The organism is Sphingopyxis sp. NFH-91 (assembly GCF_021401285.1).
Classification (GTDB): Bacteria; Pseudomonadota; Alphaproteobacteria; order Sphingomonadales; family Sphingomonadaceae; genus Sphingopyxis; species Sphingopyxis terrae_A.
The window spans coordinates 825,223-836,986 of sequence record NZ_JACBGA010000001.1 but is presented as its reverse complement, the minus strand read 5'-3'; the positions used below and the strand labels follow the sequence as shown (position 1 = coordinate 836,986).

The 11,764-nt window shown below is 67.1% G+C and carries 13 protein-coding genes; 11 read left to right on the top strand and 2 right to left on the bottom strand.

All coding sequences use genetic code 11. From position 1 onward, the window contains the following. Positions 1 to 41 precede the first annotated feature (41 nt). Positions 42 to 308: a hypothetical protein gene (locus tag L0963_RS04135; RefSeq protein ID WP_217372578.1), complete on the bottom strand. Its 267-nt coding sequence runs from the start codon at positions 306 to 308 to the stop codon at positions 42 to 44. Between the two features lie 114 nt (positions 309 to 422). Here L0963_RS04135 and L0963_RS04130 point away from each other — a divergent pair, with 114 nt between their 5' ends. The 11 genes from L0963_RS04130 to L0963_RS04080 all read left to right on the top strand — a co-directional run bounded on the left by L0963_RS04130 (position 423) and on the right by L0963_RS04080 (position 9,212). Continuing rightward, positions 423 to 968 (top strand): Csu type fimbrial protein, encoded by a 546-nt coding sequence (locus L0963_RS04130; protein ID WP_217372579.1) that lies wholly within the window; start codon positions 423 to 425, stop codon positions 966 to 968. Then, positions 965 to 1,597, top strand: a complete 633-nt coding sequence (locus tag L0963_RS04125; RefSeq protein WP_186402710.1) for a Csu type fimbrial protein — start codon at positions 965 to 967, stop codon at positions 1,595 to 1,597. Before L0963_RS04130 ends, L0963_RS04125 begins: the two co-directional genes overlap by 4 nt. Then, the gene (locus tag L0963_RS04120) at positions 1,591 to 2,376 is read left to right on the top strand and encodes a fimbrial biogenesis chaperone (RefSeq protein ID WP_217372580.1); all 786 of its coding nucleotides are present in this window, start codon (positions 1,591 to 1,593) and stop codon (positions 2,374 to 2,376) included. Before L0963_RS04125 ends, L0963_RS04120 begins: the two co-directional genes overlap by 7 nt. A gap of 3 nt (positions 2,377 to 2,379) precedes the next feature. Next, entirely contained in the window at positions 2,380 to 4,746 is a 2,367-nt protein-coding gene (locus L0963_RS04115; protein ID WP_217372581.1) for a fimbria/pilus outer membrane usher protein, read from the top strand. Further along, a complete protein-coding gene (locus L0963_RS04110) occupies positions 4,734 to 5,729 on the top strand; it encodes a Csu type fimbrial protein (RefSeq protein ID WP_186402707.1) in 996 nt (331 codons plus the stop codon). Before L0963_RS04115 ends, L0963_RS04110 begins: the two co-directional genes overlap by 13 nt. 120 nt (positions 5,730 to 5,849) lie before the next feature. Then, on the top strand, positions 5,850 to 6,461 hold the full coding sequence (locus L0963_RS19790) for a MarR family winged helix-turn-helix transcriptional regulator (protein WP_217372582.1): 612 nt from the start codon (positions 5,850 to 5,852) through the stop codon (positions 6,459 to 6,461). A 308-nt stretch (positions 6,462 to 6,769) separates the two neighbouring features. Then, positions 6,770 to 7,312 carry a LuxR C-terminal-related transcriptional regulator gene (locus L0963_RS04100; RefSeq protein WP_186402705.1) on the top strand — a complete coding sequence of 181 codons (543 nt, stop codon included), beginning with the start codon at positions 6,770 to 6,772 and terminating at the stop codon, positions 7,310 to 7,312. A 61-nt stretch (positions 7,313 to 7,373) separates the two neighbouring features. Then, complete coding sequence (locus tag L0963_RS04095) at positions 7,374 to 7,706, top strand: hypothetical protein (RefSeq protein ID WP_186402704.1); 333 nt, start codon at positions 7,374 to 7,376, stop codon at positions 7,704 to 7,706. A gap of 38 nt (positions 7,707 to 7,744) precedes the next feature. Beyond that, positions 7,745 to 8,242, top strand: coding sequence for a hypothetical protein (locus tag L0963_RS04090; protein WP_186402703.1), 498 nt, complete (start codon positions 7,745 to 7,747; stop codon positions 8,240 to 8,242). Beyond that, the gene (locus L0963_RS04085) at positions 8,182 to 8,766 is read left to right on the top strand and encodes a JAB domain-containing protein (protein ID WP_186402702.1); all 585 of its coding nucleotides are present in this window, start codon (positions 8,182 to 8,184) and stop codon (positions 8,764 to 8,766) included. Before L0963_RS04090 ends, L0963_RS04085 begins: the two co-directional genes overlap by 61 nt. Beyond that, entirely contained in the window at positions 8,763 to 9,212 is a 450-nt protein-coding gene (locus tag L0963_RS04080) for a MarR family transcriptional regulator (protein WP_186402701.1), read from the top strand. The genes L0963_RS04085 and L0963_RS04080 overlap by 4 nt, the downstream gene beginning before the upstream one ends. Positions 9,213 to 9,271: 59 nt before the next feature. Here the strand turns inward: L0963_RS04080 and L0963_RS04075 are convergent, their stop codons facing one another. Beyond that, a complete protein-coding gene (locus L0963_RS04075; protein ID WP_217372584.1) occupies positions 9,272 to 11,599 on the bottom strand; it encodes a bifunctional diguanylate cyclase/phosphodiesterase in 2,328 nt (775 codons plus the stop codon). Positions 11,600 to 11,764: the final 165 nt, after the last annotated feature.

Here is an 11,764-nt window from a genome sequence, read left to right as displayed (position 1 = left end):
CGTTCGCTGGAGCCGCGTCGCTCACCTTGGCGAAGACATGGTTAGGATCCGGTCCGGAGTGGAGCAAAGCAGGATTCCATGAAAAACTGAACATTTACAATATTTTGCATTTCAGTCAATGACCGTTCGCGCTCTGCTTTTATCGCGCGCCGTGCCAACGCTTTCCCGATGGCTCCGATTTGGGCGCGCTTGGCCGCGACGCAGGCAATATCGCATGGCATAGCGAGCTTTGCCACCTTGGGTGGTGCCAAAGATACAATTACCGCCTCGTCAAGCGACAAGGCGAATATATTACTTGCATATTTCAAATATTAGTTTCGATAAAGTTCTATATTTCTCTCATATACCAAATATAAAAGTTTGTTCCTTAAATAGACAACTTCAGATCCGTTAATCCTGTTCGGAAATGAAGGAGTCTTGTCATGAGGAAACAATTTGCCGTTTCCATCGCCGCCGCCACTCTCGGCCTTGCTCTTGCAGCACCGGCGCGGGCCGACATCACCGGCAGCATCGATGCGACGATCACACTCGAAGCGGGCTGCATTATCAACGGCCAGACGCTGAGCGACGGCGCCGGTGGCGCCGACTTTGGTACGATCGACTTCGGCACCCAGAATACGTTGTTCAGCGAGGCCGATGGCGAACTTCTCAGCGGCGGCGGCGCGCTTCGCATCCAGTGCAGCCCCGGGATCGTCCCGACGCTGTCTTTCGAGGCCGGCGAGAATGACGGTTCGGGCGCGGGACCGGGCGCGCATGCCATGGCGCACGCCAGCAGTCCCGGCCATTATGTGTCCTACAATCTCTACAGCGATGCCGGGCGCAGCACGGTCATCCCGGTCGGCGGCAGCCTCACGCTCGCGGCTACCGGCGCCGAACAGCAGATTGACATCTATGCGCGCGCCTTCGGCGAGCCGGGGCTCGTGACGGGTGCCTATAGCGATACCGTCACGGTCGTGCTCGAGCTGTGACGCCCGGCGCGCGCCTTCTTTTTGCGGCCCGTCAGGCCGCCTCCCCGTTTGCGGCGCGCCCCACCGCGCCGCAATCGCCGGCGCATCGCCGGTCGCTTCAGCGCGCCGCGCTGGCCGCCCTCGCCATCGTGGTCCTTGGCGGGGGCGGCACCCCGGCGCGCGCCGAAACGAGCGCGACCTTCGGCGTCGCCGCGCGGATCGACGCGGGATGCCTCGTCGACGGGCTTGGATCGAGCGGCGACGCGGGCACGATGGGCACGCTCGATTTCGGAAGCGACATGAGCCTTTCGACCGCCACGCACACGGCCTCGGCAAGCGCTGCGCAGACGATCCGCTTGCGCTGCACGCCGGGAACCGCGCTGCTCATGACGATCGACGGCGGCGAGCATGAAGCGGGCGGCGTGCGCTACCTCCAGCACGGCGCCGACAGCGGAGCGCGCATCGCTTACAGTCTGTGCAGCGACGGGAGCTGCGCCGCACCGATCGCGGTCGGCGCCGCGACCCCGGTCACGGTCCTCGATGCGAATAGCGAAGATATCAGGCTGCCGCTCTATGGCCGCCTGACCCTGCCGGGCGCCCTGCCGCCGGGTCTCTACAACGATCGGTTGTTGGTGACCTTGTCATGGTGACGCGCCGCCTTCCTCCTCGCGCCGCACTGCGGCTTGCGGCGGCGCTCGGCTTCTTCGCGCTCGTGCCCGCCCTCGCCCGTGCCGAACCGCCGGCCTCGCTCCTGATCTGGCCGGTCAATCCGGTAATCGAGGCCGATCGTCAGGCGGCCGCACTGTGGCTGGAAAATCCGGGATCGACCCCGGTCACGCTGCAGGTGCGGATATTCGCCTGGGCGCAGCAGGAGGGGCAGAATGTCTATGCAGCGCAGGACAGGGTCCTGCCCTCGCCGCCGCTCGTCACCATTGCCCCCGGCGAGCGCCAGCTCGTGCGGCTGACACGAACCGCCCCTCCCCCGGCGGCGGGCGAAGACGCCTACCGCGTCATCGTCGATGAGATTCCGACCCGCGCCGCCGCCGAAGCGGCGCCGGCCGCTGCCGTGAGCTTCCGCATGCGCTATTCGCTGCCGCTCTTCGTCCCGGCCCCGTACGCCGCCCCCTCGCGGAACGGCGCCCGGAAGGACCCCGCCGACGCGCCCGCGCCATCGCTGAGCTGGCGGATCGGCGAGGATGCACGCGGCACCTTCGTCGAGATCGTCAACAGCGGCAGCCTGCATGCGAGGCTGGTCGAGGCGCGGCTCGAAGAGGGCGCGCGAAGCGTCCCGCTGGCACCGGGGCTCCTCGGCTATGTGCTCGCCGGCAGCCGCGCCCGCTGGCCGCTCCCCGAGGGCGCACCGCATGCGCGGCTCAGTGCCGGCGTCAACGGGGGCGAGCGGCAAATGCTCGCACCGGCGGACGAATGACCCGTGGCGCGGGGGCGCATCGCGATGCCGCTCGCCGGGCTGATTGCGAGCGTGCTCGGCGGCCTGCCGGCGGGCGCCCTCGCTGATGAGACGGGCGGCACCAATGCGGGTGAATATGGCGCTCTCCCGCCGCCTGGCGCCGGGCCTGCTGCCACACTCAACACCCCCGAAACGCTCATGCTCGAGCTCGTCATAAATGCAAAGCCGAGCGGCCGCATCGTCCGCGTGACGCGCGAAGGCGCGCGCCTGGCGGTTCTGCCCGCCGATCTCGCGCGCGCCGGGATCAGGGCCGCGCCGGATGGCGCGCCGCTGTGGCTCGACACGCTCCCTGGCCTCAGCGCGCGCTACGATGCGCCGCGCCAGCGGCTCGAGATCGTCGCCGCGAGCGCGCTGCTTCCAGGGCAGAGGCTGGGCGGTACGCCGCGCAAAGCGGCGGCCGCGCGCTACGACATGGGCGCACTCCTCAACTATGACATCTATGTCAGCGGCGGCAGCGGGCAGAAGTCGGCCGCCTCGCTCTACCATGAAGCGCGCTTCTTCAGCGCCGCAGGGACGGTATCGACCACGGGCGCGCTGCGCTCGGGACACGGCAAGGCCTATATTCGCTACGACAGCGTCTGGCGGCGCTCCGACGAGGCGAGCGCGGTCACGGTCGAGGTCGGCGATGTCGTCACCCGCGGCCTTGGCTGGGCGAGCGCGGTGCGGCTCGGCGGTATCCAGGTGTCGCGCGACTTCGCCGTGCGCCCCGATATCATCACTTACCCGCTCCCGCAGTTTTCGGGGAGCGCCGCCTTGCCCTCGACCGTCGATCTGATCGTCGGCGGTCAGCGCGTCGCGGGCGGCGCCGTCGATCCCGGCCCGTTCAGCGTCGAGGCCCTGCCACCGGTCAGCGGCGCGGGCGAAGCCGATCTGATCGTCACCGACATGCACGGGCGCAAGATCCAGACCGCCATGCCCTTCTATGTCGCAAGCGATCTGCTGCGGCCCGGGCTCACCGATTTTGCCGCCGCTTTCGGGGCGTTCCGCAACCATTATGGCACCAAAAGCTTCGATTATGGCGATATTGCCGCCACCGCTTCGCTGCGTCACGGCGTGACCGACGCGGTCACCCTCGAGATTCGCGCCGAGATCGCTGATGGCGCCGAGCTTGCCGGCGGCGGCGCGGTCGTCGCGCTCGGCGGCGGCGGCGTGCTGAGCGGCGGCTACAGCCGTAGCTTCGGCGACGGCAGCGCGGGCGGCGAGTTGACGCTCGGCTATGAATATCAGTCGCGCTTCGCCTCGATCGCGTTGCGTTACGCGCGCCGCACCGGCGATTTCACCGATCTCGCTGCCGCCGCGGGCGGGCGCGCGTGGCGGGCGCGGCGCGTCTTTTCGGCGGCGCTGAGCTTCGCGCTCGGCCGCGCGGGCACCCTCGGGGTCGGCTATTTCGATATTGCCGCCGAAGATGAGCGCGCGAGCCGCCTCGCCAATGCGGCGTGGACGCTGCCGCTGGGAAGCGGCAACCGTCTCGCCGCGACTGTGTCGCACGACTTCGGTGACCGCAGCTGGTCGGGCGCACTCAGCGTCAGCATTCCGCTCGGCGGGACTCGCGGCACGCTCGGCGCCGGCGTCTTCGACGCGCCGGGCCAGCGAATGGGCTGGCGCGCCGACTATAGCCGCGCCCTGCCGGCGGCAGGCGGGTGGGGATGGAATGCGAGCGCCGCGGCTGCCGATGGCGGCGGGCTTTACCTGCGTGGCGATGCCGCGTTGCGCACCGACGCGATGACGCTGCGCGGCGGCGCTTATGGCAACGGCGAGGCGACCGTCTGGGGAAGCGCAAGCGGTTCGCTCGTCTTCATGGACGGTGGGCTTTTCGCGGCCAACCGGATCGCCGATGCCTTTGTCGTGGTGAATACCGGCGCGCCCGATATTCCGGTGCGCTATGAAAATCAGCTTGTCGGGCGCACGAACGGCGACGGTCAGCTGCTGATTCCCTGGGCAAGCGCCTATTATGACGCGCTCTATGCGATCGATCCGCTCACGCTCCCGGCGAACGCGCGCGTTCCGCTCGTCGAGCAGCGCGTCGCGGTGGCGCGCGGCAGCGGGCATGTCGTGCGCTTCCCGGTCGAGATCCGCCGCGCCGCGACGGCGACGCTCCGGCTGCCCGGCGGCGCCCCGGTCCCCGCCGGCGCGATCGTCCATACAGGCGCCGTCACCAGCTATGTCGGCTGGGAGGGCTTCGTCTATCTTGAAGACTTCGACGCTGGCGAGCGTCTCGACATCGATCTCCCCGACGGCGCGCGCTGCAGCGCGCGGCTCGGCGAACCCGCCGCCGCCGATGCTACCGCCGATACGGTCATCGATCTTGGAGACCTGCCATGCGCCGCCTGACCTTGCTTCGCGGCCTGCTCGGCGCCGCCTTCGCCGTGGCGGCGCCCGAGGCCGCCTCGGCCTGCACCGTTGCGACCGCGAATACCAATCTTGGCACCACATCGACTTTTGCCGCCGCCAGCGCCGCGCAGCAGGCGAGCGGGTCGGCAGGGCTCTCGTGCGACATATTGCTGGCGGCGCTCACCACCCATTATGTGGGACTGCGCGTCGAGGCATCGAGCTTTCAGCTGACCGGTCCCGGCGGCGCCACCATCGGCTTCGCCGCCTCGCTTGCGCCCGGCGGCCCCGCGCTCGGCGTCGGAAGCTTCCAGGATCTTTCCTCGTTCAGCCTCGTCAGCCTCTTCGCCGGCGCCGGGGGATCGATCCCAATCTATGTTCGTACCACGCCGACCGCTTCGCTGCCTGCAGGGACCTATACGGGCTCGCTCGATCTGCGCTGGTATTATTCAGTTTGCTCGCTCGGGGTGGCGGTCTGCCTCGCCTATTCGGCAAGCCCCGGGTTTGTGCGTCCCGTGCCGCTCGTAACCTCGCTCAACTGGGGAAGCGGCACCGCGGTGCGGATCAACATCAGCCTGATCCTCGAAAAAGACTGTCTGATCGACGCCCCGGCGATCGACTTCGGCGCCGCGCCGCTCGTTGGCAGTTTCGCGCCGGTGACCCAGACGCTCACCATCCGCTGCAGCGCCGGCGCCGCCTATAGCGTCGGCCTCGACAATGGCGCCCACGCCGCGGGCGCGCAGCGCCGGATGACCAATGGCAGCGCCTTTCTCGCTTACGAAATTCTGAAGGGCGCGGCCTCGCCCGATCGCTGGGGGCCGCTCGGCGCCGAGCGCCGGTCGAGCGGCGATGCCGAGATCAATGCGGGCGTCTATAATGGGCTGGCGGCGCAAGGTTTCACTTACCGCGCACGCATCGACGGCGCGCAGCCTACCCCGCCCGCGGGAAGCTATAGCGATACGGTTCGCGTCGATATCGAATTCTGACCGGCTCCGCGCTGCAAGCAAGCACCGCGATGCGTCCGGATCGGAGACAAATTGGCACCCGCGCAAGGTTAAGGTGCGACATGAAGCTGTCGTAAGCCTATCCAGGAAAGGAGGACCATCATGGGTCAATCCTGGGAGAGTTTCGAACGCCAGTCGGGCATCGATCCGCGCCGCTTCGGCCGCCTCGAGGATAATCTCGAAAGTCTGATCGCGCGCCTCGAATATCTGATGTTCGAATACCCCGAGCGCACCGACGCCCCGATCACCCACTTGGCACGGCGTGGAGGGCCTGCTCAAAACCGCGAGCACGGAGCCGGCGCAGCGCAGGAAATCGAGGCAATCCAAAGGGACGCGAACGGCCTTCCCGCGGCCCCGCCCGCTCCGCCCGCAAGCTTCCCCGGGGCACGCGCCGCGCTTGTTCGCGAACGATTGCGTCAGCGCCGGGCGCGCGAGACGCTGTTCGGCGATATCTTCTGCGACCCTGCCTGGGACATGCTGCTCGACCTTTATGCTGCGCATTATGAATGCAATGAGGTGTCGGTATCGAGCCTCTGCATCGCCGCGCATGTGCCCGCCACCACCGCGCTGCGCCACATCGAGACGATGACGGAACGCGGCTGGCTCGAACGGCATGCCGACCCTGCCGACAAACGCCGCAGCTTCATCCGGCTCACCAATAAGGCGCGTACGCGCCTCGACCGCTATTTCGACGATCTGCCGCGCCAATCGTAGAGCCGCTTCGCTAGCACCCGACGGGAGATAGCAAGCGCTCCCAGGGGCCGGTGGTTACTGCCAGTTTTGCAGCAATATTTTCCTTATGCGCTCGCGCCCGGGCGGCGCGTTTCCGCGCGTCGGTCGCCGTTCTGATCGGGCTCGCAAAAGGCGCGCTTCCGGCCATATTCTGCCCTGGTTTCGCGCGGTGCGCGAGGTCGCCCGTTCACTCGGAACGCGAAGCGGCGGGGCTGGTCAGGCAGATCACCCTGCCGCGCCCGCTTGTGCGCCGAGCCCGATTCATGGTTAAAGACGCGGGGCACAAACAGATGAAAACCGGGCCACACCCTGATCAACGCGCCTTCACGGCGCTGACGCGCAAGCAGATCGCCGTCCTCGACCTTCTCGCCAACAACCGGACGAGCAAGGAGATCGGTCATGCGCTCGGGATTGCCGAAGCCACGGTCAACCGCCGCATCGAAGTGCTGCGCTCGCGCCTCGGCGGCGTGACGCGGCACGAGCTTGCGCGCCGCTACCGCGACTGGACAAGTCTCGCGGACACCTCCGAACCCGCTGCCGACCCATGTGTAGAAACACCACCCCAATTTCTACCACTCGCCGAGCCGGGGCTCGTGCGCCACGTCTCGGGTCAGGACGAAACCGCCACCGACCGGTTTGAAGACGCCCTGAGTCTATCGCTCGAAGCGCCGTGGAGCCGGGAAGCAAGACAGCGGATCGTCCCCGGGGTGCTCGACGGCAAACATGCCGTGCTGGCCCGGATCGCGACGATCATAGCGATGCTGCTGGGGATCGTCGCCAGCCTCGTGCTGGGGCTCGCCGCGGCGAGCGCGATCACGGACCTTCTCGGCTAACGACCCCGCCGCGAAATATTGTGGCGTGCGCAGCGAGCGCGCAGGCCCTGGGGGTAAACTCATGACCGACGCCGTACCCGCCTATATGGCGCGCATCCGCAACCAGATCCGTCTCGCCGAAGCGAAAGCCGACGAGAGCCTGCTCGCCAAGCTCGACGTGATGCAATCGATCCTGCGCGCGCGCCAGGTCGAAGATATTCCCGCGCCGCATGTCGGCCAGGAAGCGATCGTTCGCCTAGGCCGCGCAATCCAGTCGGACATCGGCGCCGCGAACGACATATTCCGTTCGCACAATGCGCTGGTCGGCGACAAGATCAAGATCACCGGCATGCCGGGGCACGACGACACGCTGGCGTTCGCCGAGCTCGAATCCCAAGCCGAAGCCGCCGCCTGACGATTGACGGCGCCGCCGCGCGGGGCCACCAACCGGTCATGGGTTGGATCTGGGCCTTCAACATCGCCTCGCTGCTGCTCCTGATCATCGCCGCCAGGCGTTGGGGAGCGGCTCCCGAGAGGATCTGCACGGCGGCGCTCGTCTTCATGAATGTCGGCGACCTCATCTATCATGCGGTCGTGGGGCGGTGGACGATCTACGCCTCGGTCGACGTCGGGCATCTCGTAATTGACGGGCTGATTGCGGCGGTCTTTCTTGCCGTCGCGATCCAGGCCAACAGGGTCTATCCTTTATGGCTCGCAGCAATTCAACTGGTCTCGGTGATCGCGCACTTCGCGCGCGAGGCCAACAGCCAGGTGGCGAAACTCGCCTACGCGCTGATGGACTATCTCCCCTATTATGCGCTGCTGATCATTCTCTTCATGGCGATCCGCACGCATGCGAAGCGGGTGCGGCGTATCGGACCCTATCCGGCGTGGCGTCGCTCATCGAACCCTTCGCGGGCGCCCGTGCCCCCGAAGCCGCCGCCGGCCTGATCGGGCGCTTCGGCGGGCTCGGCCGCGCGCTCGCCGCAACGCCGCAGCAATTGCTCGAGGCGCTCGGGGGTGATGTTCCGCTTCGCGACGCGATCGTCGCCGCGCGCACACTCATGATTGCAGGGCTGCGCGAACGCATCACCCGGTCGGTGGTGCGCACCGACGATCCCGACTTCCTCCATTATCTGCAGATATTGCTGGCCAAGGCGCCCGTCGAATGTCTCCACGTCACCTTCGCCGCGCATGACATGGGCTATCTGGGCGACGAGCTGATCGCACGCGGGACGATTGCTCGCCTCGGCATCGAAATCCGCCATATCTTCGAGCGCGCCTTCGAGTTCGGGGCGCACGCGATCATCCTTGCGCATAACCACCCGACCGGATCGAGCGAACCGAGCGCGCGCGACGTCGAGTTCACGCGCCGCATCGCCGCACTCACCAGCGCGGTCGACATTCCGCTCGTCGATCATCTGATCGTGGGCGCCGAGCGCGTGACGAGCATGCGCGCGCGAGGTCTGCTATGAAGGCCGAAAGCCCGGCCGCGGCGGTCTCAAGCGAGCCGCCCTCGCTTGAGACGGCGCTCCACAAGATGCGCCGCTCGCCTGATGACCAAGCTGACGACAGCAGCGACATGATATTGCTTGTTGCGGCACGCGCCGAGCAGGAATATGCGAACCGCCGCAGGCGCGAGCGGGCCCTGCCCGGCGATCTGCTCGGCGAACCGGCTTGGGACATGCTGCTCGACCTCTATGTCCAGAAGGCGCGCGCACGTCCGGTGAGCGTCCACAGCCTGTGCATTGCCGCGATGGTTCCGCCGACGACCGCGCTGCGCTGGATCGACAAGCTGCTCGCCTGCGGGCTTGTCGAGCGGCGGCGGTGCGAACGCGATCTCCGGGTCGTGCACATCGAACTGACCGGGCGCGGGATGACGGCGATCGAGGCACATTTTGCGGGCACGCAGGCGTCGTAGCAAAGCCGCTGCCGGGACGGGCACGCCTTTGAGCATCGTACCTCAGCGCCAAGGCCGGATCAGCCGCCGACCACCCGAAGCCGCGGGCCTGCGAGCGTGAATTCGGCAGGCCGCCCGAACAGGAAGCCCTGCGCCTGCGGGCAGCCTTCCTCGAGCACCATCAGCCGCTGCGCCTCAGTTTCCACGCCTTCGGCGACGACGGGCAGATCGAGACTTCGGCCAAGTCCGACGATCGCGCGGATGATCGAACGCGCCGACTCGTCGTCGGTGACATGACTGACAAAGCTCCGGTCGATCTTGATCTTGTCAAAGGGAAAGGCCTGGAGATTGCTCAGCGAAGAGTATCCGGTTCCAAAATCGTCCATCACGATCCGCACGCCGAGCGCCTTCAGCCGGTGAAGCGTGTCGAGCGCGCCCGCCCGGTCACGCAGCATCACGCTCTCGGTGACTTCGAGCTCGAGCCGGGCGGCGGCAAGACCGCTCGTCTCGAGCGCATCGGCGACGACGGCGGCGAGATTGGGGAGCTGGAACTGGATCGCCGAGACGTTCACCGCGACACTGACGTCATCGGGCCAGAGCGCGGCGGCAGCGCAGGCCTCGCGCAGCACCCATTCGCCGATCGGGATGATCGCGCCAACATCCTCGGCGATCGGCACGAATATCTCGGGCGCGATCGAGCCGCGGGTCGGGTGCGTCCATCGCAGCAGCGCCTCATAGCCCATGACCGTGCCGCCGGCGGTTGCGACGAGGGGCTGAAAGACCAGGTGCAATTGGCCGCGCGTGATCGCGTGGCGCAGGTCATGTTCCAATTCGCGCCGCTCGCGGACCTGGCGATCCATTTCGAGATCGAAGAAGCAGGCTTGGCCGCGCCCGCATTCCTTGGCCCGATAGAGCGCGACGTCGGCATTATGGCGCAGCCGCTCGATATCGGTCGCATCGCCTGGGAAGAGTGCCACCCCGATGCTTACCCCCACCGCCATGGGATCGCGCGTGATGTCCATCTCGAGAGCAAAGCCGGCGAGGATGCGCTCCGCGAGACGCTGGGTGTCGGCGACGTCGCCGACGCCGCGCTGAATGATCAGAAATTCATCGCCGCCGATCCGCGCTACCAGATCGACGTCGCGGATCGCGTCGCGCAGCAGTGCAGCGACCCGGCAGAGGATCGCATCGCCCGCGGCGTGGCCGAACAGGTCGTTGACCGCCTTGAAGCGATCGAGATCGAGCGCCAGCAGCGCGAAATGTTCGCCCGACCGCGCGAGCGCTTCGAGCGCAGAGGTGAAGCGGGCGCGGTTAGGAAGGCCCGTCAAAGTGTCGTGCGAGGCGAGATGCTCGATAAGCTGCTCGGCCCTCTTGCGCGCGGTAAGATCGCGAACCGCAAGGACCTGGCAGCGCCGACCGCGATATTCGATCGCATGCGCCGCTATTTCGACGATCAGATCCTCGCCGTTGGTGCGCCGGATCACCGCTTCGGCCGGCCCGTCGCGAGTCGCCACCAGCCCCTCGCCGTCCGCGGGCACGAGCCAGTCGGCAGCGCGCGATCCGATCAATTCGGGCACCTCGACCCCCAGCAGACCCGCAAGCTGGCTATTCGCCTCCAGAATGCGGCCGTTGCTCAGCACCGCAAGGCCCTCGAGCGTCGCGTCGGTGAGACCGCGAAGGTCGGTCAGCAGCCGATCGAGAAAGGCGCCAATAAGCACAAGGCCGATAAGCGCGATCGTCGCGACGACGGTTGCGGCGAGGAGCCAGCCATCGCCGGTTCCGGCCGCCGGAGGCCCGCGGGCCGGATCGGGCACGAGCAAGGTCGCCGACATGGCGGTAAAATGCAGCAGCAGAACCGCCGCGACCGCCAGCGACGCGGGCAGCAGGATACGCCATTTTTCCTTGAGCTTGCCGAACAGCCAGAAGGCAGCGACAAATATCATCGCGGTAAGCACGAAGGCAGCGGCGATCGCCGGCCAGTCGTATTGCACGGCGACCGGCGCATCGATCGCGGCCATCCCGGCAAAATGCATCGCTGCGACCCCGATTGCCGCCATCAGGCCCGCCATCCCGCTCGCGGCGGGCCGAAATTCCCGGCCGAGAACAAGAAAGGCCGACCAGAAGGCGAGGATCGCGATGACGACCGAAGTTGCGGTCATCCCGGGCGCGAAACGCAGCGGGACCGCGCCGCGATAGGCCAGCATGGCAATGAAATGGGTTGCCCAAACGCCGACCCCGGCGGCGAGCGCGGCGATCGCGAGCCATTGACGCCGCCGGGCATCGACGCAGTCGAGCGATCGGCCGAGCAGGAGGAAGATCGCGGCGCTCCCCAATATCCAGACAATAGCCGCGAGGAGGACGAGCCGCATGTCATGCTCGCCGGAAATGCATTCGAGAACCTTGAACATCGAGCCGCCCCTTTCACAAGGCGTCCGGCTTGCCTGCAAAGCGGTAAATCGCCTTCTAGCAGCAGCGCGCGAGACTGGTCCGAATTGAATGTTTGCCGCGCGCTCCCAATCAAAAATGCAGGTTGATTGCTTGCCCATGCCGATTTGCCGGTGGGTCGGCGCGCC